Origin of the sequence: Methylobacterium sp. UNC378MF (assembly GCF_900103195.1) — a bacterium.
Classification (GTDB): domain Bacteria; phylum Pseudomonadota; class Alphaproteobacteria; order Rhizobiales; family Beijerinckiaceae; genus Methylobacterium.
Genome location: NZ_FMWU01000016.1, coordinates 112,789 through 133,786, shown reverse-complemented (window position 1 = coordinate 133,786; position 20,998 = coordinate 112,789). Strand labels below are relative to the sequence as shown.

The 20,998-nt window shown below is 69.1% G+C and carries 21 protein-coding genes; 9 read left to right on the top strand and 12 right to left on the bottom strand.

What is annotated here, in order from left to right:
• Positions 1–81: 81 nt before the first annotated feature.
• From BLT59_RS17960 to BLT59_RS17945, 4 genes are all read right to left on the bottom strand, one after another.
• Complete coding sequence (locus BLT59_RS17960) at positions 82–954, bottom strand: tetratricopeptide repeat protein (RefSeq protein ID WP_091783171.1); 873 nt, start codon at positions 952–954, stop codon at positions 82–84.
• Positions 955–1,286: 332 nt separating this feature from the next.
• Positions 1,287–2,399 (bottom strand): 5-(carboxyamino)imidazole ribonucleotide synthase, encoded by a 1,113-nt coding sequence (locus BLT59_RS17955; RefSeq protein ID WP_091783168.1) that lies wholly within the window; start codon positions 2,397–2,399, stop codon positions 1,287–1,289.
• The gene (purE, locus tag BLT59_RS17950; protein WP_091783164.1) at positions 2,396–2,893 is read right to left on the bottom strand and encodes a 5-(carboxyamino)imidazole ribonucleotide mutase; all 498 of its coding nucleotides are present in this window, start codon (positions 2,891–2,893) and stop codon (positions 2,396–2,398) included. Before purE ends, BLT59_RS17955 begins: the two co-directional genes overlap by 4 nt.
• Before the next feature lie 78 nt (positions 2,894–2,971).
• Positions 2,972–3,232, bottom strand: coding sequence for a YdcH family protein (locus BLT59_RS17945; RefSeq protein ID WP_173009230.1), 261 nt, complete (start codon positions 3,230–3,232; stop codon positions 2,972–2,974).
• 131 nt (positions 3,233–3,363) lie between these two features.
• On the opposite strand from BLT59_RS17945, the gene BLT59_RS17940 reads away from it, so the two are divergent.
• Both BLT59_RS17940 and BLT59_RS17935 read left to right on the top strand, forming a co-directional pair.
• Positions 3,364–3,546, top strand: a complete 183-nt coding sequence (locus tag BLT59_RS17940) for a YdcH family protein (RefSeq protein WP_091783161.1) — start codon at positions 3,364–3,366, stop codon at positions 3,544–3,546.
• Between the two features lie 203 nt (positions 3,547–3,749).
• A complete protein-coding gene (locus tag BLT59_RS17935) occupies positions 3,750–5,675 on the top strand; it encodes a propionyl-CoA synthetase (RefSeq protein WP_091783158.1) in 1,926 nt (641 codons plus the stop codon).
• A 51-nt stretch (positions 5,676–5,726) separates the two neighbouring features.
• Here BLT59_RS17935 and BLT59_RS17930 read toward each other — a convergent pair whose 3' ends face one another.
• Complete coding sequence (locus BLT59_RS17930) at positions 5,727–6,200, bottom strand: phospholipase A2 family protein (protein ID WP_091783155.1); 474 nt, start codon at positions 6,198–6,200, stop codon at positions 5,727–5,729.
• Positions 6,201–6,400: 200 nt separating this feature from the next.
• On the opposite strand from BLT59_RS17930, the gene BLT59_RS17925 reads away from it, so the two are divergent.
• Positions 6,401–7,519, top strand: a complete 1,119-nt coding sequence (locus BLT59_RS17925; protein ID WP_091783152.1) for an NADH:flavin oxidoreductase/NADH oxidase — start codon at positions 6,401–6,403, stop codon at positions 7,517–7,519.
• Positions 7,520–7,725: 206 nt separating this feature from the next.
• Here the strand turns inward: BLT59_RS17925 and BLT59_RS17920 are convergent, their stop codons facing one another.
• Positions 7,726–8,475 (bottom strand): phosphodiester glycosidase family protein, encoded by a 750-nt coding sequence (locus BLT59_RS17920; RefSeq protein WP_244514042.1) that lies wholly within the window; start codon positions 8,473–8,475, stop codon positions 7,726–7,728.
• Positions 8,476–8,685: 210 nt separating this feature from the next.
• Here BLT59_RS17920 and BLT59_RS17915 point away from each other — a divergent pair, with 210 nt between their 5' ends.
• From BLT59_RS17915 to BLT59_RS17905, 3 genes are all read left to right on the top strand, one after another.
• Positions 8,686–9,198, top strand: a complete 513-nt coding sequence (locus BLT59_RS17915) for a hypothetical protein (protein WP_091783146.1) — start codon at positions 8,686–8,688, stop codon at positions 9,196–9,198.
• 129 nt (positions 9,199–9,327) lie between these two features.
• Positions 9,328–10,632, top strand: coding sequence for an MFS transporter (locus BLT59_RS17910; RefSeq protein WP_091783143.1), 1,305 nt, complete (start codon positions 9,328–9,330; stop codon positions 10,630–10,632).
• Between the two features lie 2 nt (positions 10,633–10,634).
• Positions 10,635–11,504, top strand: coding sequence for an amidohydrolase family protein (locus BLT59_RS17905; RefSeq protein ID WP_091783140.1), 870 nt, complete (start codon positions 10,635–10,637; stop codon positions 11,502–11,504).
• A 126-nt stretch (positions 11,505–11,630) separates the two neighbouring features.
• On the opposite strand, the gene BLT59_RS17900 is transcribed toward BLT59_RS17905, so the two are convergent.
• The 4 genes from BLT59_RS17900 to BLT59_RS17890 form a co-directional block, all read right to left on the bottom strand.
• Complete coding sequence (locus tag BLT59_RS17900) at positions 11,631–11,828, bottom strand: hypothetical protein (RefSeq protein ID WP_091783137.1); 198 nt, start codon at positions 11,826–11,828, stop codon at positions 11,631–11,633.
• Between the two features lie 68 nt (positions 11,829–11,896).
• On the bottom strand, positions 11,897–12,196 hold the full coding sequence (locus tag BLT59_RS17895; protein WP_244514040.1) for an MFS transporter: 300 nt from the start codon (positions 12,194–12,196) through the stop codon (positions 11,897–11,899).
• 66 nt (positions 12,197–12,262) lie between these two features.
• Complete coding sequence (locus tag BLT59_RS30685) at positions 12,263–13,318, bottom strand: hypothetical protein (protein WP_139174070.1); 1,056 nt, start codon at positions 13,316–13,318, stop codon at positions 12,263–12,265.
• Between the two features lie 842 nt (positions 13,319–14,160).
• The gene (locus BLT59_RS17890; RefSeq protein ID WP_020092415.1) at positions 14,161–14,721 is read right to left on the bottom strand and encodes a cupin domain-containing protein; all 561 of its coding nucleotides are present in this window, start codon (positions 14,719–14,721) and stop codon (positions 14,161–14,163) included.
• 168 nt (positions 14,722–14,889) lie between these two features.
• Between BLT59_RS17890 and BLT59_RS17885 the strand changes: the two genes are divergently transcribed.
• On the top strand, positions 14,890–16,224 hold the full coding sequence (locus BLT59_RS17885) for an omega-aminotransferase AptA (RefSeq protein WP_091783134.1): 1,335 nt from the start codon (positions 14,890–14,892) through the stop codon (positions 16,222–16,224).
• A 118-nt stretch (positions 16,225–16,342) separates the two neighbouring features.
• A complete protein-coding gene (locus BLT59_RS17880) occupies positions 16,343–17,404 on the top strand; it encodes an SDR family oxidoreductase (protein WP_091783130.1) in 1,062 nt (353 codons plus the stop codon).
• Positions 17,405–17,517: 113 nt separating this feature from the next.
• Here BLT59_RS17880 and BLT59_RS17875 read toward each other — a convergent pair whose 3' ends face one another.
• Positions 17,518–18,810 (bottom strand): ArgE/DapE family deacylase, encoded by a 1,293-nt coding sequence (locus tag BLT59_RS17875; protein ID WP_091783127.1) that lies wholly within the window; start codon positions 18,808–18,810, stop codon positions 17,518–17,520.
• Positions 18,811–18,910: 100 nt separating this feature from the next.
• Entirely contained in the window at positions 18,911–19,801 is an 891-nt protein-coding gene (locus tag BLT59_RS17870; protein WP_091783124.1) for a LysR substrate-binding domain-containing protein, read from the bottom strand.
• Positions 19,802–19,925: 124 nt separating this feature from the next.
• Between BLT59_RS17870 and BLT59_RS17865 the strand changes: the two genes are divergently transcribed.
• A complete protein-coding gene (locus tag BLT59_RS17865; protein WP_091783122.1) occupies positions 19,926–20,912 on the top strand; it encodes an NAD(P)H-dependent flavin oxidoreductase in 987 nt (328 codons plus the stop codon).
• Positions 20,913–20,998 lie beyond the last annotated feature (86 nt).

Genomic DNA, 20,998 nt, shown 5'->3' with positions numbered 1-20,998 from the left:
ACCGCGCGATCCCTGCAGCCCGCCTTCGAGGCCCGCTGGCGCGGAAACCTCAGGATGAGGGCGTGTTCGGGATAGCCGCGATCAGTTGAACAGCGAGCCGACCCCACCTTGCACCCGGCCGAGGCCGGCGCGGGCGACGGAATTGTTCGGGTCGATCGTCGCGGCGCGCTGATAGTTCTCCATCGCCTCCTTGCGCTGGCCCGACTTCTCGTAGGCCAGGCCGCGATAGGCCCAGGAGGTGGCGTCCTTGTTGTTGACGTTGAGGGCGGCGTTGTAGTCCTCGATCGCCTTCGGGTACTGGTTCGTGGCGATCAGGCTCTGGCCCCGGGCCGCGTAGGGCGCGGACTTGAAGGGGTCGCGATCGATGGCGGCGTCGAAATCGGCGATCGCCTGGGTGTCCTGACCCTGCTTCTGCCGCACGAGGCCGCGGGCATGGTAGGCCTCGGCCGATTCGGGCATCAGCCGGATCGCGACGTTGAGATCACCGAGCGCCTGGTCGAGGTTGCCCTGGGCGCGCTCGACATTGGCGCGGCCGATATAGGCAGGGCCGTAATTCGGATCGAGCTGGATCGCCTTGGTGAAGTCCTGCAGCGCCGGGCCGTCGCGGCCGATCTGGCGGCTCGCCAGGGCGCGGTTGTTGTAGGCGGAGGCAGAGTTCGGATCGAGCTGGATCGCCTTCGTGAAGTCGGCGATGGCATCGTTGAACTGGCCGGCCCGGGCATAGGCGGCGCCGCGGGTGTTGTAGGCGGCCGCATCGTTCGGATTGCGCTGCACGACCTCGGTCAGGGAGGCGATGTTGACGTTCGTGGCGCCCGTGGTGTCCTTCTCGAGGACCGCGTATTGCCGCGGGCCGGCCGCGCTCCCGACGGTCTCGCAGCCCGCGAGGCCGGCAGCCGAGACCAAGGCCGCGCCGATCAGTGCCGTCTTTCGTCCCAGCCCGTTGCGTACGTTCATTGCCCCACTCTCCCCGAGGCGTCGCCCGCCTCGCGCGTGCCCGCCTCGCCCCTCACAGTCCAAGAGCCCGCGCCGTGCGCCGGGCACGCCCGAATCCGGGGCACCGTCGCGCATCACGGTGAAGGCCGGCTTAAGAAGCGCCGCATCGCCATCCGGACCCCGCCCGTCCCGGGAGACGAAGGCGGTGCGGGCGGAATCGATCGACAGCATTCGGAACCGACCACGTCCTCGTGGAAGCGGCGGGATGTGGCGAAGGTATGGCTCGACGGATGCGCGGAGCCGCCTGCGCGCTTTCCAGCGCCATGCGGCGGCGCAGGTGTGCCTTCGAAGCCTCAGGAACCGGTCGGGACGGGTCCGAGGCGCGTCACGTGACCCATCTTGCGACCGGCGCGCGCCTCGCCTTTGCCGTAGAGGTGCAGATGGGCGCCGGGCTCGGCCAGCAGGGCGTGCCAGTCGTCGGCCTGGGCGCCGATCAGGTTGCGCATCTCCACGGGGAGGCCGCCGACGCGGTCCGGGGCGCCGAGCGGCCAGCCGCAGACCGCGCGGACGTGCTGGGCGAATTGCGAGGTCAGCGCGCCCTCGCTGGTCCAGTGGCCGGAATTGTGGACCCGTGGCGCGATCTCGTTGACCACTAGCCGCTCCGCCCCGTCCTCGCGGACGAGGAACATCTCGACGGCGAGAACGCCGACATAGTCGAGGGCGTCGGCGATCCGCTGGGCGATCTCGACGGCATTGCGGCCCGTCTCGGCGGACACGCCGGGCGCCGGCACCCGGGTCAGCGCCAGGATGTGGTCGCGGTGTTCGTTCTCGCAGAGGTCGTAGGCCGCGAAGCTGCCGTCGCGCCCGCGCGCGCCCACCACCGAGACCTCGCGCTCGAACGGCACGAAGCCCTCCAGGATCAGCGGCGCGCCGCCGAACTCGGCGAAGAGGGCGTTGCGGTCGCCCTCGGCCCGCTCGCGGAGCATGCGCTGCCCCTTGCCGTCGTAGCCGAAGCGGCGGGTCTTGAGCACGGCCGGAAGGCCGATCACCTCGATCGCCCGGTCGAGGTCGTCGGGCGTGTCCACCGCCCGGAACGGCGCCGTCGGGATGCCCAGGCCGTTGATGAAGTCCTTCTCGGAGAGGCGGTCCTGCGTGGTCGAGAGCGCCCGCGCATTCGGATGCAGGGCAGCGTGCCGGGCCAGGATGTCGGCGGTGGCGTGCGGGATGTTCTCGAACTCGTAGGTCACGACATCGACGCTGCGGGCAAAGGCGGCCAGCGCCTCGGGATCGTCGTAGGCCGCGCAGGTGGTCCGGGCAGCCACGTCGAAGGCGGGGCTGTCCGCGTCGGGCGCGTAGACGTGCACCTTGAGGCCATAATCGGCCGCCGCGAGCGCGATCATGCGCCCGAGCTGGCCGCCGCCGACGACTCCGAGGATAGAGCCGGGGCCGAGATTCTTGTCCGTCACGCGTTCGCTTCCGTCACCGGCCGTTCGGCCACCGAGGCGGTCTGGGCCGCACGCCACGCCTCCAGGCGCTCCGCGAGATCCGGATCGGAAAGCGCCAGGACGGAGGCGGCGAGCAGGGCCGCGTTGATGGCCCCGGCCCGGCCGATCGCGAGGGTCCCCACCGGGATGCCGGCCGGCATCTGGACGATGGAGAGGAGGCTGTCCTGCCCGGACAGGGCCTTGGACTCCACCGGCACCCCGAAGACCGGCAGGCGGGTCATCGCGGCCGCCATGCCGGGCAGGTGCGCGGCGCCGCCCGCTCCGGCGATGACGACCTTGAGACCGGCGGCGACCGCGCCCTTGGCGAAGGCCACGAGCCGGTCCGGCGTGCGGTGGGCCGACACGATGCGCGCGTCATAGGGTACCCCGAGCGCGTCGAGCGTCTCGGCGGCATGCCGCATGGTCGCCCAGTCGGACTGGCTGCCCATGATGATCGCGACCGGAGGCGACACCATCGTTGATCCCGGCAAAAGAGGGCGCTTACAGGCGGTGCGGGCCCGCGGCAAGGCGCGCCCCGAAGACGTCCACCGGCATCAGGCGATGATGTCCGGCGTGAGCGCGTCCTCGATGTGGAAGATCCGGTCGCGCAGCGTGAGCTTGCGCTTCTTCAGGCGCTGGATCTGGAGCTGATCCCCGGCGACGCTGCGCTCCAGCGCCTCGATGGCGCCGTCGAGATCCCGGTGCTCCTCGCGCAGCCGCGCCAGCTCACCCTGGAGGTCCGACTGCGCACTCTCACCTGCCTCGTCCGCCATCGTCACCTGAGGACCCGAAGACCGTTCATTGCCCGAGAGCATGCGTTACGCTCCGGCGCCGGACAAGTCGGCGCGGTAAGCAATCATCAGACTTAGCAGCAGAAAACGCTTCGACAGGTCCGGCATCCTGTGCCAATCTCGGTGTGTCGAAACGATGACAGGAGATTCGACTCATGTCGCTGCAGACGCATCTGAACCAACTCGCCCGGAAGCACGAAGCCCTCGAGCGCGAGATTCAGGAAGCGATCCACAGGCCTTCGGCGAACGACCTTCACATCGCCGAGCTGAAGCGACGGAAACTCCTCCTCAAGGACGAGATCAATAGGCTCCAGGCGGGCAACGACACGTTGCACTGACGCCTGCCACGTCCAAACAGACAGTAAAGTCCGGATGACAGCCGCCGCATCGGGAGCCCCGATGCGGCGGTTTTCTTGTGACACGCCATGCGCCGGTGGCGCGGTGTACGTCATCGTGCGAGGCCGCGCCTCTCCCGTGCGCGCGAGAATGGGCTATCCTGCGCCGGCCGCCGGAGAGTGGCCCGCGAGGAAACGCCGAACCGATGACGAGAGCCAGCCTGCCGGGCCGCTACCCGGAGATCTACGAATCAGCCCGCCGCGACCCGGAGGCGTTCTGGCTCGGCGCGGCGCAGGCGCTCGACTGGGCGCGCATGCCGGAGCGGGCCTTCGCGCCGGATACCGGTCCCTACGGCCGCTGGTTCCCCGACGGCACCCTGAACGCCTGCTACAATGCGGTGGACCGCCACGCCGACGGGGGACGGGCGGACCAGGTGGCGATCCGTTACGACTCACCTGTCACCGGGACCAAGCGCAGCATCACCTACGCGGAGTTGCGCGACCAGGTGGCGGTGCTGGCCGGCGTGCTCGCCGACCTCGGCGTCGGCAAGGGCGACCGGGTCATCCTGTACATGCCGATGGTGCCCGAGGCGCTGTTCGGCATGCTCGCCTGCGCGCGGCTCGGCGCGGTTCATTCCGTCGTGTTCGGCGGCTTTGCGGCCAACGAGCTGGCGGTGCGGATCGAGGACGCGGCACCGAAGGTGGTGCTCGCCGCCTCCTGCGGGATCGAGCCGAACCGGGTGGTCGCCTACAAGCCGCTCCTCGACGCGGCGATCGGAGCCTCCCGCCACAAGCCGGAAGCCTGCCTCATCCTCCAGCGCCCGCAAGGGCGCGCGACGCTGGTCGCAGGCCGGGATCGCGACTGGGCCGAGAGTGTCGCGGCGGCCCGGGCGGCGGGGCAGAGGGCGGCGTGCGTGCCGGTCGCGGCCACCGATCCGCTCTACATCCTCTACACCTCCGGCACGACCGGGAAGCCGAAGGGCGTGGTCCGCGACACCGGCGGCTACCTCGTCGCGCTCGCGTGGTCGATGCCGAACCTCTACGGCGTCCAGCCCGGCGAGACCTATTTCTGCGCCTCCGACATCGGCTGGGTCGTCGGCCATTCCTACATCGTCTACGCCCCCCTGCTGCACGGCTGCACCACGGTCCTGTACGAGGGCAAGCCGGTGGGCACGCCGGATGCCGGCGCGTTCTGGCGGGTCGTCGCCGAGTACGGGGTCGTCTGCCTGTTCACCGCGCCGACGGCTCTGCGGGCGATCAAGAAGGAGGATTCCGCTGGCGTCCGGATCGCCGATTACGACCTCTCGGCCTTCCGCAGCCTGTTTCTCGCGGGCGAGCGCGCCGACCCCGATTCGGTCGCCTGGGCCGAGCGCGTGCTGAACCGGCCGGTGATCGACCATTGGTGGCAGACCGAGACCGGCTGGCCGATCGCCGGCAATCCGATCGGCCTCGGCCTCCTGCAGGTGAAGCACGGCAGCACCTGCGTGCCGATGCCGGGCTACCGGGTCGAGGTGCTGGACGAGGGCGGCAGGCCGGTTCCGGTGGGGACCATGGGCACCATCGCGATCCGCCTGCCCCTGCCGCCGGGCTGCCTGCCGACCCTCTGGGGCTCGGACGAGCGCATGCGGTCGAGCTACCTCGCCACCTTTCCGGGCTACTACGATACCTCGGATGCCGGAGTGATCGACGCGGACGGCTACATCACCGTCCTGGGACGGACCGACGACATCATCAACGTCGCGGGCCACCGCCTGTCCACCGGCGGTATGGAGGCGGTGCTGGCGAGCCACCCGGACGTGGCGGAATGCGCGGTGATCGGCATCCACGATTCCCTGAAGGGTGAGGTACCCTGCGGGTTCGTGGTGCTGAAGGCCGGCGTCGCCCGGCCGACCGAGGCGATCGAGCGGGAACTCGTCGCCAAGGTGCGCGACGAGATCGGCCCGGTGGCGGCCTTCAAGCTGGCGCTCACCGTGCCGCGGCTGCCCAAGACCCGCTCGGGCAAGATCCTGCGCGCCACCATGAAGCGCATCGCCGATCATGAGCCCTGGACGATGCCGGCGACGATCGATGATGCGACGGCCCTCGACGAGATCGACAAGAGCCTGAAGGACCGGGGTATCGGCGCGGCCTAGCAGGCCGCCGAACCGCGCCGACGGAACGCTGATCGGTTGTCCCGATCCGCCCTAGTCGGCGTCGGCACCGTCCTCGTCGGTGTCGATATCGATGGCCGGCGGCGCCTGCGTCACGGCTGGCGCATAGGTGCCCGAAGCCGGGCCCGTGGTGACCGATGCCGGCACGCGCCGCGCGTTCGGCTCGGACGGGATCAGGATCGCGGTGGCGGCCACGAGGCCGGCGAGCGACCGGAGATCCTGCGGCTGACGCGGATCACGCGAGATCAGCGTCGCTTCCTGCTGAAGGCGGAGATTGCAGGCCTGCGAGGGGAGGCCGCCGTCCGGCGTACAGGCATCATGCCGGGCGCAGGCGGCATCGAGCGCGTCGACCGGCGGAAGGGGCGCGTTGTTGCCCGGCCCACAGTAATTCCCGTGGATGAGCATCTTGGGTCCGCCGAAGGCGGCGGGCTGAGCCTGGGCCGACGCCGCGAGGGCGGCGCAGCCAGCGGCCAGGACGAATGGGGCGGCAAGTTTCGTGAGCATCATCTGGACCTCGGGCGATCTCGCCCCCTCAGGCGGTTCGCGTCGATTGCCGCGATGCGGCGACAGGCCAGGAAACGGCCTGTCACATCGGCAAGTTCCAACAGCCCCCGTCCGCAGGGGTGCTCTGCCGCACCGCACTGACGCATCGCACTGGTCGCAGCGTCCATCCTCAGCCAGAGTGGTCTCTCCACCAGGAGTTGCCGATGACCGCTCGCCTGTTCGAACCGCTGACGCTCGACGCGCTCACGCTCGAGAACCGCATCCTCATCGCGCCGATGTGCCAGTATTCGGCACGGGACGGCGAAGCGACCGACTGGCACATGATGCATCTCGGGCAGCTCGCCATGTCGGGAGCCGGCCTGCTGACCCTGGAAGCCACCGCTGTCTCCCCGGAAGCGCGGATCACCGCCTGGGATCTTGGCCTCTACAACGACGCCTGTGAGCGGGCCCTGGCCCGCGTGCTCGACGCGGTGCGCGAATACGCGCCGATCCCGGTCTGCATCCAGATCGCCCATGCCGGCCGCAAGGCGTCGAGCGAGGCCCCCTGGGCCGGCGGCCACCAGATCCCGCCGGAGCACGCTTACGGCTGGCGCACCGAAGCGCCCTCGGCGGTGGCCCACGCGGAGGGCGAGGTCCCGCCCCACGCCCTCGACGCCGCCGACCTGAAGCGCGTCCGGGAGCAGTTCGTGGCCACCGCCAAGCGTGCCGCGCGCCTCGGGATCGAGGCCGTGGAACTGCATGGTGCCCACGGCTACCTGCTGCACCAGTTCCTGTCGCCGATCGCCAACAAGCGGACGGACGCATACGGCGGCAGCCTCGCGAACCGCATGCGCTTCCCCCTGGAGATCTACGATGCGGTGCGCGATGTCGTGCCGGCGGGCAGCCCGGTCTGGCTGCGGGTCTCGGCCACCGACTGGGTCGAGGATGGCTGGGATCTCGACGAGACCGTGGAACTCGCCCAGGCTTTGAAGCGGGCGGGCTCGCCGGCGATTCACGTCTCCACGGGCGGCGTCTCGCCCAAGCAGGCGATCAAGCTGGGGCCGGGGTATCAGGTGCCCTACGCCGAGCGGATCAAGGCCGAGACGGGGCTCACCACCATCGCGGTCGGACTGATCACCGAGGCGAGCCAAGCGGAAACGATCCTGCAGGAGGGCAGAGCCGACGCGATCTCGCTGGCCCGTGCCATGTTGTACGATCCGCGCTGGCCCTGGCACGCGGCCGCCGAACTCGGAGCCCGGGTGCGGGCGCCCAAGCAGTACTGGCGGTCGCAGCCGCGGGCGTACAAGGACCTCTTCAAGGACACGGCCTTCGGGCAGCGCTGAGGGCGACCGCCGCGTCAGACGTCCGGGCGGCGGACAAGCCGCTGTGGATGCCCCGTCCTCGGCTGACCGCACCGTCCTTCCGGGAGCCGCGGGCGCGCCCGGAATCCGGAATGACCCCGGGTGCCGAAACGTGGCGCCTCGGCGGCTCTGGATCCCGGGTTCCGCTGCGCGGGCCCGGGATGACGACGGCAGCTCTGAACCGTCCCTCAGCGCGGCAGAGCCCCGACCAGCGGCCCGAGCGGGCGGCTGATATCGGAGCGGCCGAGATTCGGCGCGTAGAGGCTCGAGACCGAGCCGTCGAGGAACAGCGCGTTGCGGCAGCCGAGATCGTCGCGGAACAGCCGCGCGAAGGCCCCGAAGGTCACCGGGCGCTCCGAGATGGCGAAGATGGCGACCGGCCCGTCGCCGGGGACGCCGACGCCGTTGCGGATCTTCTGGCTCGGCCCGTCGGCGGCGATCTTCGGGTGGATCTGGCCGTCGATCACCAGCATCGGCCCGGATTGCGTGGCGAAGTCCGGGCGGATCTTCGCGCGCAGATAGCGGGCCGTGTCGATCACCCCGGCGCGCTCGCCCTTTACCCAGAAGATCCCGTTGGGCTTGAGGTGGAAATTGCCCGGCCCGTCCGCCGTGGAGACGCGCTTCCGCTCGTGCCCGTCCTCGATATAGAGGCCGACCGGCGCCTGGTCCTTGTCGTACATGCCGGCATTCATCGCGAAGGCGAGGCCGCCCTGCTTCTCGGCGAGCGTGCCGAGGGCACCGTAGGGCTTGCCGTCGTCCTGAAGCCAGAACAGCCGCAGCCGCTGCCGCCGCAGGTCGATGGTACAGACCGTGAAGGCCTCGCCCTGCGCCTCCACCGCCCGGCACGGCTCCGTCGCGGCCGGGGCCGCGGCCTGGGCCGGGGCCGCCAAGGCGAGCAGCACGATCAACAGGGCGTGAGCCGGGCGCAACATCATCATTCGTTCCATGCAGCTCGGAGCCGGCGCGTCGGGGACGGCGAAGCTCTGTCAGCGGGCCTCTCGCTCTGGAAAGCGGCGAATTTCGTGTCCGAAGCGCGGCCGGGCCGAGCCGGTGCGTCTCGCGGCTGCGCGCCGCGGGCAGGGGCTGGACCGTTTTGCCGATTCGGACGTTCTTAGCCGTAGAGGGCGTTTTTCCACGGAGATGACGTGATGAAGGGTGCAGTGCTCGGCTCGGCCCTGCTGGCGGCGGGTGCCCTGGTGTTGGCGCCGGCCAGCGCGGACGCGCGCGGCTTCGGCGGCGGCGGCTTCCACGGCGGCGGCTTCGGCGGCGGATTCCACGGAGGTGGTTTCGGCGGCGGCTTCCGCGGCGGCGGGTTCGGTGGATTTCGCAACGGCGGCTTCGGTGGCGGATTCCGCGGCGCCGGCTTCCGCCCGGGCGGCTTCGGCTACGGCCGCGGCTTCTACGGTCGCGGCTATGGCTATCGCGGTGGCTACGGCTACGGCCTCGGCGGCCTGGGTCTGGGCGTCGGCCTGGGTCTCGCGGCCGGCAGCCTCTACGGCGGCTACGGGTATGGCTATCCGGGCTACGGCTACGGTGGCTACTACGCGCCCGCAGCCTACGGCTACGGCGATTACGGCTACGGCGGGGGCTGCTACACGGTCCCGCGTGTGCGCTGGACTCCCTATGGCTACCGCCGGGTTCTGGTCGAGCGCTGCTACTGAGCGTCGATCGGACAGCGAAAAGACGGGGAGAGGCCGCCTGCGGGCGGCCTTTTCCTTGCGCGGACCGCACCGACGTTGGACAGCTCAGCCTGGGACGCTGATACTGGTATCGGGCGGCGGGAGGCGGTGATGAGTACAGCAACCGGGCAGGGGCGCACCGGCGTGGATTCGGTCGAGATTCGCGACGCCAGCCTGACCGCCTTCTACCGATCGATGACGCCGCCGGAGCGGCACACCTTCTGGGCCTGCGCCGCCGGGTGGTGCCTCGACGGCATGGACTTCATGATCTACCCGCTGGTGATCGGGACGATCATGGCCCTGTGGCACGTCGATTCCGGCACGGCCGGGCTCGCCGCGACGGTGACGCTGCTGGCCTCGGCGCTCGGCGGCTGGCTCGCGGGCTTCATCGCCGACCGGATCGGCCGGGTGCTGACCCTGCAGATCACGATCCTCTGGTTCTCGCTGTTCTCCCTGCTCTGCGCCTTCGTGCAGAATTTCGAGCAGTTGCTCGTCGCCCGTGCGATCCTGGGCCTCGGCTTCGGCGGCGAGTGGGCGGCGGGCGCCGTTCTGATCGGCGAGACGATCCGGGCCGAGTATCGCGGCCGGGCGGTCGGCTCAGTCCAGTCCGGCTGGGCGATCGGCTGGGGGCTCGCGGTCCTCTCGCAGGCGGTTTTGTTCTCGATCCTGCCGCCCGAGACCGCGTGGCGCTGGATGTTCGCGGTGGGCGCCCTGCCGGCGCTGCTGATCTTCTATCTGCGCCGCTACGTCGAGGAACCGAAGGTCGCCGCCGAAACCCGGGCCCGGGCCGCCGCCACGGGCGATCGGCCGCAGATCTGGGAGATCTTTTCGGGGCCGATCCTCAAGACGACGCTGCTCGCCTCAATGGCTGCGGCGGGCTGCCAGGGCGGCTACTACGCGATCACCACCTGGGTGCCGCGCTTTCTCACCACCGAACGCCACCTGTCGATCGTGTCCTCCACGGGCTACCTCGCGGCCCTGATCATCGGCTCGTTTGCCGGCTACCTCGTAGGCGCCTGGCTTGCCGACCGGCTCGGGCGCCGGCCGCTGTTCCTGATCTTCTCGCTGGGCGCCATCGCGGTGGTCGTCGCCTACACGCAGATCCCGCTGTCGAACGGCGTGCTCTGGGTGCTGGGCTTCCCGCTAGGCTTCTTCGCCTCCGGCTACTTCTCCGGCATGGGCGCCTTCCTGACCGAGCTGTACCCGACCCGCCTGCGAGGCTCGGGGCAGGGGTTCTGCTACAATTTCGGCCGGGGCATCGGCGCCCTGTTCCCGGCGCTGGTCGGCTACCTCGCCGAGCGCGCCGGCCTCGCCTCCGCCATCGCGATCTTCGCGGCCGTGGCCTACGGGATCTTCTTCCTGGCGGCCTTCGCGCTGCCCGAGACGCGCGGCAAGGTCCTGCACGCGGATTCCTGATCATGCCCGAGATCCGAGACTGCCCCGCCCCGGACCCACATCCGGGCGGGCCGACCCGCTACGCCGTACCGGACGGCGCGGTCGACACCCACGCCCACGTCATCGGCCTGCCGCCGGATTATCCGCTGGTGGCAGACCGCAGCTACACGCCCCCGGCGGCGCCGGCCGAGCGGTATCTCGCGATGCTCGACGGGACCGGCATGGCCAACGGCGTTCTCGTCCAGGTCAGCGTGCACGGCACCGACAACCGTCTGATGATCGAGACGCTGCGCGCCAACCGGCAGCGCCTGCGCGGCATCGCGGTGATCCCGCTCGGACTGCCCGAGGGGGACCTCGCCGCCCTGAAGGAGGCCGGGGTGGTCGGCCTGCGGCTCAACGTGCTGTTCGGCGGCGGGGTCGGGCTGGAGCAGGTCGAGTCCTACGGGGCCCTCGCCCGCGAGATGGGCTGGCATCTGCAATTCCTGCTCGACGCGCGGGACTTGCCGCCGATCGCCGGCCGCCTGTCGCGGCTGCCCGTGCCGCTGGTCTTCGACCATATGGGCCACATGCCGACCTCGGCGGGCCTGGACCATCCGGGATTCCAGGCGCTGCTCGGCCTCGTCGCCGACGGCCATTGGGTGAAGCTCTCGGGCGCCTTCCGGGATTCCGTCGCCGGGCCGCCCTACGCCGACACGATCCCCTTCGCCCGGGCGCTCAACGACGCCGCGCCGGAACGCTGCCTCTGGGGCTCGGACTGGCCGCACGTAGCCGCCTGGGACGGCCCGCCGCGGACGCGGGAGCTCCTCGACCTGATGGCCGACTGGGTGCCCGACGCGGGCAGACGCCGGATGGTGTTCGTCGACAACCCGCGACGGCTCTACGGATTTGGATAGAGCGGGGATTCAGCGCAGGCCGGAGCACAGGCCGTCATCGCGCGCAGCGACCACCGATGCCGCTCCAGGCCGGATAGGCCTTGCGCGACCTGGATTGCCGCGCGCGTGAAACGACGGGCGATCCTGTCAGACCCGCAGATCGACGCTCAGACCCTGCCCGGCAGGGGCCGGCGGACCGGCGCTCGCCGCGCTCTGGGCGCTTTCCGCAACGAGCCCGGCGACGGCCTTGTCGGCCGCGAGCTGCTGCTTGGCGACGGCGATGCCGATCTGCTGGTTCTGGGATGAGCCCAGCATCTGAACGGCGGTGGCGGCCAGCGTTTCCATGGCGCGACCCTAGCAGCCCCGGCTGAATCGGGCGTTACCCGGATCCAGCGCCTTTGATCGGTTCGCGGTCACCCGTCCAGGAAGCCCCGCTGCCGCGCCCGGTAGCCGCCGATCGCCGTGACGCACAGGAACGACACGCCGGCCAGCGCCGTGCCGAACACCGCGATCGGCCACCAATGGCCCTGAAAGCGCTCGGCCAGAACCGTGCCGATGATCGGGGTCAGCCCGCCGGCGAGCGCGCCGCAGAACTGATAGGCGATGGAGATCGCCGTATAGCGGATCCGCGTCGGAAACGCCCCGGCAAGGTAGCCGGCGATCACCGCGTAGAAGGTCGCGGTGCCGATCACGTTGAGGGCGAGGCCCAGCACACTCAGAGGCGGGGCATCCCTATCTGGGACTTTGCCAAGAAGAACGCTCGTCCCCGCTCGGAATTTCTAGTGCTCAGAAATGGGCATATTTATCCATTTTCCCGCCCTTTTCACCTCCTTTGAAAGTTCAATTCTGATAGCGCACTTACGATTGCTGAAAAAGACATCATATCCGTTGCCTGAGGTGGAGTATCCTGCACGAACCTCGAACCAATTGTCGTCAGGTCGTTCGGTTGGAGGGTTCGCGACATATGCCAAACTCGGATTGACCCCGGAAAAATCGATGTGGCCGCTACCGAAGAAACACTCCTTAGATGCTGGAGAATTCGAGGAGAAATACGATACATTATCGGACATTCCCCGTGTTTTTAAACTAGCTTTATTTGAGATCTGATCGCCACTGAAGCCTTTTGAAGCGAGTGCTTTTTTGAAGCGATCTTCATCATCGCCGAATTTCTTCTCTATTTCGGCTTCTAGCCGTTTGCGTTCGGCTATCAGCTTCGACCTCTCAGTATCGGAGATATTTTCGTCTCGGAGTTTCCCTAAAATCTGCACTATAGCTCTCTCGACGAGGTGAGACTGCCCAGTACTTTTTGCCTGCCAGTGGCCACCAATGATTTCAAAGGTCTGAACAGCTATCTTGAAATGACAGATTTGTGATCCAGCAGTCAATGTAAATGTATTTGTCTGTTTTGTTTCATATTCGGTAGGATATTGGCGTCCATAGAAAATGGTGTTTTCGGACGTGTTCGGGTATAATGTAATATTTCCGTCGGCGATCTGGAAAGATATGAAGTTCGAATAACAGGCATACGGTACAGGCTCAAATCCCAATATCATATTCATCGGCCTGTATGCATTCCATGCCATAGCCTCTGACGGTCGATCATCGTTCCAACCAGGGACTTCCACCCGTTGATATTCATCATATGGAATGATATGGTAGTTGGGTAGTGATTGGGCAGATAGCGATGTGGCCGTCAATATATAATTCGACGCTGCAAATATAGTTACTGCATGCATTCTTTTGAGCACCGTAATACCTGCAGAATTGAGAGGTGAAGGCCCGCCTCGTGACGGACCTTTCGGGATTTGTTGATTAAAGTGCTCGAGCAGACGCACTACTGCTGTTTAAATTTCCGTCTTGATATGAGATGGAAAGATAATGATCGGCAGCAGGCGAAACCCATAGGATTTTTCCTCAGGAGTGGACATAAGCACCCTGTCCTGTACTCAGCAAATTCGGATTGAGCCTTTGGGCCGTTTTATCTTCGGCTAACGGTAGAGCTCCGTTATCCGAAGTTCCAACACTAGTATCTTTTCGATTTTCCCAATTAAGAAGGAAGTCCGCTTCGGTTTTGGCACTCTGCTCGACTCGAACGTCCTCCGCGATCGTTACGGTACCAGTGGTGGACCTACCTGGGCTGCTTCCTTGGACTGGGGTGATAGTACCACTTTCAGGAGGTGCCGTTCCGCCGCCGCCTCCGTCCGAAGGTGCTACGGGCGCTGAGCCGTCCCCGTCAGTCGAGCCACCAGGACCAACAGAGATTCCAGGTAAATTGACTTCGCCGTCGTCATTTTCGTAAAGCGCGCTCCTGAATGTGTCTTGATACGAGCGATGAGCGGCCGGAACGTTCAACGTAAGAATTTTCAAGAGACGTATCCTACGCCTTCTATGTTCAGGGTCCCTCTCCCTTGCTTCCAGGCTCACGCTACGGCGGCGCCGCTTCCGGGGGCATTCCGGTTCCTTGCCGACATGGCCGAGGTCGAGCGCGAAATGTTCCTGACCTGCACCGTCGAGGGGCGGGCTCGCGTGAAAGCGGCCGGCGGCCGAGCTGGCGGTCCAAAACCCAAGCTTACTTCCTGCTCAGCAGAAGGAGATCCGCCAACGGTTGGTAGACCGTGAAATGGCCACCACTTTGGTCGTCTTGCGCCGAACCGGTATCCACTTCGGCGAAGCGCGCTCAAAAGCTCGGCGGCGTGCAGGCGCTCACCACCTCGCACGGGTTTGGCCCGACGCAGCGGAACCGGTGCGGGCGGCGGCTGTCGAAGCTGTAGGCGTCGCCGGGGCCGAGGATCCGGCGCTCGGCGTCCACCGTCACCTCCAGGCGGCCGGAGAGCACGATCCCGCCCTCCTCGCCCTCGTGGGAGAGCGGCACCCGGCCGGTATCGGCGCCGGGCTCGTAGCGCTCCTTGAGGATCTGGAGCTTGCGCCCGAACAGGCTGTCGCCGACCTGCCGGTACGAGATCGCCCCCTTGGCGGCCCGGCGGCCGATCTCGGTGAGGTCCTCGGCGGCGAAGAACGCCTTGCGCTCCGGCTCCGGCTCCAGGGCGAAGAACTCGGCCATGCCGATCGGCACCCCGTCGAGGATCCGCTTCAGGGCGCCCACCGACGGGTTCACCCGGTTGGCCTCGATCAGCGAGATCGCGGAGTTCGTCACCCCGGCGCGCTTGGCGAGCGTCCGCTGCGACAGGCCGTGGCGGGCCCGAACGAAGCGCAGGCGCGCGCCGACATCGATGCTCATCCGGCTGAAGGCCCGTTTCAGGTGTTGCGGATCCCGCAACGGTGCCACCCGCGGCCCCGATCCTGCAAGGGGTTGGCGGCGACCAGAAAAGGACTTGTTGCCCGATCGGCGAAGGTGTCCCCTGGTCCCACCGCCCGATCCGCGCCGCCTGCCCCGGAGTACCGCCCCATGACCGACCATCCGCTCCGCAACACGCCCGCGATGGACGCCTTCTGGATGCCGTTCACCGCCAACCGCCAGTTCAAGGCGGCGCCGCGCCTGCTCGTCTCGGCCGAGGGCATGCACTACACCGCCGATGACGGCCGCAAGATCCTCGACGGCTCCGCGGGCCTCTGGTGCGTCAATGCCGGCCACGGGCGGCGGGGCATCGCGGCGGCGGTGGAGCGGCAGCTCGCGACCCTCGACTTCGCCCCGACCTTCCAGATGGGCCACCCCATCGCCTTCGAGTTCGCCGAGCGGCTGGCCGAGATCGCCCCGGGCGGCCCCGACAAGCGCCTCGACCGGGTGTTCTTCACCAATTCCGGCTCGGAATCGGTCGACACCGCCCTCAAGATCGCGCTCGCCTACCAGCGGGCGATCGGGCAGGGGACGCGGACCCGGCTGATCGGCCGCGAGCGCGGCTATCATGGCGTCGGCTTCGGCGGCCTGTCGGTCGGCGGCATCGTGTCGAACCGCCGTGTCTTCCCGCAGCTCAACGGCACCGACCACCTGCGCCACACCCACGATCCGGCCCGCAACGCCTTCGTGAAGGGCCAGCCCGAGCACGGCGCGGAGCTCGCCGAGGATCTGGAGCGGCTGGTGGCGCTCCACGGGGCCGAGACCATCGCGGCCTGCATCGTCGAGCCGGTGGCGGGCTCCACGGGCGTGCTGATCCCGCCGAAGGGTTATCTCGAGCGCCTGCGCGAGATCTGCACCAAGCACGGAATCCTGCTGATCTTCGACGAGGTGATTTCCGGCTTCGGCCGCCTCGGCGCGCCGTTCGCGACCGACTTCTTCGGCGTGGTCCCGGACCTCGTGACCAGCGCCAAGGGCCTGACCAACGGCACGGTGCCGATGGGCGCGGTCTTCGCGAGCCGCGCGGTCCACGACGCGCTGATGCAGGGTCCGGACGGGATCGAGCTGTTCCACGGCTACACCTATTCCGGCCACCCGATCGCCTGCGCGGCCGGGATCGCGACGCTGGACATCTACCGGGAGGAGGGCCTTCTCACCCGCGTCGCCGACATCGCCGACGATTGGGCGGCGGCGATGCACGACCTGCGCAGGCGCAAGGGCGTCATCGACATCCGCACGATCGGGCTGGTCGCCGGCATCGAGCTGGCGCCGCGTCCGGACGCGCCGGGCAAGCGTGCCTACGACGTGTTCGTGGACTGCTTCGAGCGCGGCCTGCTGACCCGGGTGACCGGCGACATCATCGCGCTGTCGCCGCCGCTGATCATCGAGCGCGGCCAGATCGGCGAGATCGTGGACATCCTGGGCGCCGCGATCGACCGGGTCGCCTGAGCCCTGCGCAGGCAAGCCCGGCGCCGGGCGCCCTTGCGGTGAGCGCCGCCCCGCCGCATCTCCCCGGGCCCGGCCTCAGGCCGGGTCGCGGGGGCGAGGGTTTGCAGCGAGGGTTTCCATGTCGAACACCGCCCTGATCGTCGGCGCCAGCGGGATCGTCGGCAGCGCCACCGCGGCGCTGCTCCACCGGGAAGGCTGGCGGGTGGCCGGTCTCGCGCGTCACCCGGTGCAGCAGGACGGTGTCGAGCCGGTGGCCGGCGACCTGCAGGATCCGGCCTCGCTGGAGCGGGCGCTGGCCGACCTCGCCCCGAGCCACGTGTTCCTCGCGACCTGGCAGCGGCGCCCGACCGAGGCGGAGATGATCCGGGTCAACCGGGCCATGGTCGAGAACCTGCTCGACGCGCTCCGCCCGAAGAAGAGCGTGCGCCACGTCGCCCTGGTGACCGGGCTGAAGCACTATCTCGGCCCGTTCGAGGCCTACGGCAAAGGCACCCTGCCGCAGACGCCGTTCCGCGAGGACCAGGGCCGCCTCGACATCGAGAATTTCTACTACGCGCAGGAGGATGCCGTCTTCGCGGCCGCCGCCCGCAACGGCTTCACCTGGAGCGTGCACCGCCCGCACACGATCATCGGCAAGGCGGTGGGCAACGCCATGAACATGGGCACGACGCTCGCCTGCTACGCCACGCTGTGCCGGGAGCTGGAGCGGCCCTTCATCTTCCCGGGCTCGGCCGCGCAGTGGAACGGCCTCACCGACATGACCGACGCGCGGCTGCTCGCCCGCCAGCTGCTCTGGGCCTCGACCGAGCCGAGGGCCGCCAACGAGGCGTTCAACGTCGTCAACGGTGACGTCTTCCGCTGGAGCTGGATGTGGGGCCGGATCGCCGACTGGTTCGGGATCGCGGCGGTGCCGTTCGACGGCACGCACCGGCCGCTGGAGCCGCGGATGGCGCAGGACTGTCCGGCCTGGGCGGAGATCGCGCAGCGATACGGACTGGCCGAGCCGAACCTCGAAAAACTCGCCTCGGCCTGGCACACGGACGCCGATCTCGGTCGGCCGATCGAGGTCGTCACCGACATGAGCAAGAGCCGGCGATTGGGCTTCACGGCCTACCAGCCGACGGACGACGCGTTCTTCGACCTGTTCGCCCAGCTCCGCGCGGACCGGCTGATCCCCTGACGGAGATCACCGCCGTCATCGCGAGCGCAGCGACGCGACCCAGGGCGGCGCAACATCTGTAAGCGCGGCGCTACGCTGGATTGCTCCGCTCCGCTCGCAAGGACGGTGGTGGCTCACCTGGCCTTGCGCTCGGTCCCGCACCACTCGGCCACGAACAGCGCCATGGCGGTGGTGCAGCGCTTCACCGAGGCGAGGTTCACGCGCTCGTCGAAGCCGTGGATGTTCTGGGAGGTCGGCCCGTAGCAGAGGGCCGGTACCCGGTCGTAGAGAGCGTGGACCCGGGTATCGAGGTAACCCGCGGTCATGAAGCTCTGGAGCGGCGCGCCGACCGCCCGCTCGTGGGCACGGCCGAGCACCGCCTCGGCCTCCGAGCCCTCCTCCAGCACGTAGCCCTCGGCGAAGAAGCCGTTGAACACCACGCGCGGCGGGCTGTTGGCGAGGAACGGGTCGGTGCGGGAAAAACTCGCGACGGCGGCCTCGATCTCGGCGGCGGCCTGCGCGGCGCTCACGCCCGGGTAGAGCGCGACCCGGCAGTGGATCCGGCACCACGCCGGGACCGAGGAGGCCCAGTCACCGCCCTCGATCTTGCCGATATTGAGGTTGATCGGGTGGTCCTCGGCCTCGAAGTGGGGATGCGACGCCTTCTCGGCATTCCAGCGGGCCTCGACCTCGCGCAGCGCGCCGATCACCCGGTAGGTGGCGTCGATGGCGTTGGCGCCGGCGCCCATCTCGCGGACATGGACCGGCACGCCCCGCACCTCGACGGTGAACCACAGCACGCCGGTATTGGCGCGCACGAGCTTCTCGTCCTCGGGTTCCGGGATCAGCACGGCGTCGGCCCGGTAGCCGCGCAGGTGGGTCATCAGGGCGCCGTTGCCGGTGGATTCCTCCTCGACGACCGACTGCACCGTCACGGAGGCCGCCGGCTGGAGGCCCAGGCGGGCCAGGGCATCGAGGGCGAACAGGTTGGCGGCGTGGCCGGCCTTCATGTCGCCGGCGCCGCGGCCGTACATCCAGTCGCCCTGGATCACCGGATCGAAGGGCCGGTGGGTCCAGAGGTCGAGCGGGCCCGGCGGCACCACGTCGAGATGGGCCTGCAGGATCAGCGAGCGACCGGTCTCGGTGCTCGGCCGGTGGTGGCAGACCACGATCGGGGCGTCCGAATGGAGCGCGTCGTCGATCTTCGAGCCGCCGGGATGGGCCGCGATGGCGGCGCGGTCCATGGCGAAGCGCTCGGTGGCGTAACCGCGGGCGCGGAACTGGTCGAAGACGTAGTCCTGGCAGGCATGCTCCTCCCCGCGCAGGGAGGCGAACCGCACCAGAGCCTGCGTGTGGACGACCTGATCGGCAAAGCCCTCCGCCACGGAAGCTTCGATCTCGGCGGCGAGGGTGGGGTCGAGGGCCATGGGAACTCCAAACCTTCTGCGGCCGGGAGGAAGCGCCCGGGCTCGGGCCGCTGTCAACCGGCGGTTGCCGAGGGCATGGTCCGTGCCGAAACCGGTGATCCTACGGTGAATCCGGGAAGGCCGTCCGGATCTGCTCGACGAACCGCGCGAAGGCCGCGCTCGGCTGACCGTCACCGCGATGGACCAGCAGGGTGCGGGCGTGCCCGTCGCCGTCCGGCAGGGAGTGGACCGAGACGCGGCCGGCGCGGTGCGCCGGGTCTGCGACGGCACGGGGGACGAGGGTCACGCCCATCCCGGCCGCCACGCAGCCGAGGATGCCGTCGAGAGTCCCGAACTCCATGCGGCGCACATGCACGAGGCCCTGGCGCCCCAGAAAGTCCTCCAGGCGCCTCCGGTATGAGCAGCCGGTTCGGAACACGAGCACCTTCGCGTCCCGCGCGCGAGCCAGCCGGTCGAGCAGCGCCGCCAGATCACCGACGGCCGGATGGGCCACCAGCACCAGTTCCTCGGTGAAGGCCGGGATTCCGACGAGTTCGGCCTGCGTGACCGGGCCGGCCACGAAGGCCCCCTCGAGGGTCCTGTCGAGGACCCGGGCGATCAGCAGCTCGGTCGGCCCGGTTTCCAGTTCGATGTCCACCTCCGGGTGGCGCGCGGCGAAGTCGGCGAGCGGGCCGGGCAGGCGCAGGGCCGCGGTCGTCTCCATAGCGCCGATCCGCAGGGGGCCGCGGGGCTCGCCCTCGGCCAGCAGGGCGTGCTGCGCCTCCGCGAGCAGCTGCCCGACCTGGAGGGCGTAGGGCAGGAGCCGCTCCCCGGCCCGGGTCAGGGTCACCCCGCGGCTGCCGCGGTGGAACAGCGGCACGCGCAGAGCCTGCTCCAGCGTGCGGATCCGTCCGGTGACGTTGGACTGGACGGTGTTGAGCCGCGCCGCCGCCCGCCCGATGCCGCCGGTCTCCGCCACGGCCGCGAAGAACATCAGGTCGGTGCTGTTCATGCCATCTGCTTTTCTGATGCCTTCCTTCTGAAGGAATCATTTTTTCCGCATAGAGCCGACGGTTAAGCCCGGATGGGCGGCGCGCGCAACCGTCCGACCGAAAAGCTCCGCGGGGAGGGGACCCATGGCCTTGAGGACCAGACTGACCGACGCCTTCGGGCTGCGCCATCCGATCGTCCTGGCGCCCATGGACCCGGCCTCAGGGGGCGCCCTCGCGGCGGCGGTGAGTGCCGCCGGCGGCCTCGGCTTGATCGGCGGCGGCTACGGCGACCACGCGACGCTCGACCGGGAATTCGCCCGCGCGGGCAATCAGCGGGTCGGCTGCGGCTTCATCACGTGGTCCATGGCCCGGGACCCGTCGCTCCTCGACGCGGCGCTCGCCCGGTCGCCCGCCGCCCTGATGTTGTCCTTCGCGGATCCGGCCCCGTTCGCGGAACGGATCCACGCCGCCGCCGTGCCCCTGATCTGTCAGGTGCACACCCTGGCCCAGGCCCGGCGCGCCCTGGAGGTCGGCGCGGCCGTGGTGGTGGCGCAGGGCACGGAGGCCGGCGGCCACGGGCTCACCGCCCGCGGCACCCTGGCATTCGTGCCGGCGGTCGCCGACCTGGTCGCCCGGGAGCGCCCCGAGACGCTGCTGCTCGCGGCCGGCGGCATCGCGGATGGGCGCGGTCTCGCCGCCGCCCTGGCGCTGGGCGCCGACGGTGTCCTGATGGGGACGCGGTTCTGGGCCACCCAGGAGGCCCTGATCCACCCGGCCGCGAAGCAGCGGGTTCTCGCCGCCACCGGCGACGACACCGTCCGCACGCAGGTCTACGACATCGCCCGCCAGCGGGCTTGGCCAGCGCCCTATACCGGCCGGCTCCTGCGCAACGCCTTCATCGAGACCTGGCACGGCCGCGAGGACGCGTTGCGCGCGGCCGCCGCCGAGCGCCGACGGGACGTGGAGGGCGCCGATGCCGCGGGCGACTACGATGTCGCCAATGTCACGGTCGGCGAAGCCGTCGGTCTGATCGACGATCTGCCGGGGGCAGGCGATCTGGTTCTGCGCATCGCCGAGGAGGCGGAGACCGCGATCCGCCGGACTTCCGGCGCGGTCGCGGCGGCGCCGTGACGGCGCTCGACAAAGCGTGACTACGCAGGATCGCGGCGGGCCGGAACCTCGGTGCTGCGGACGATTTAGCGTGACGGCAAACCGTT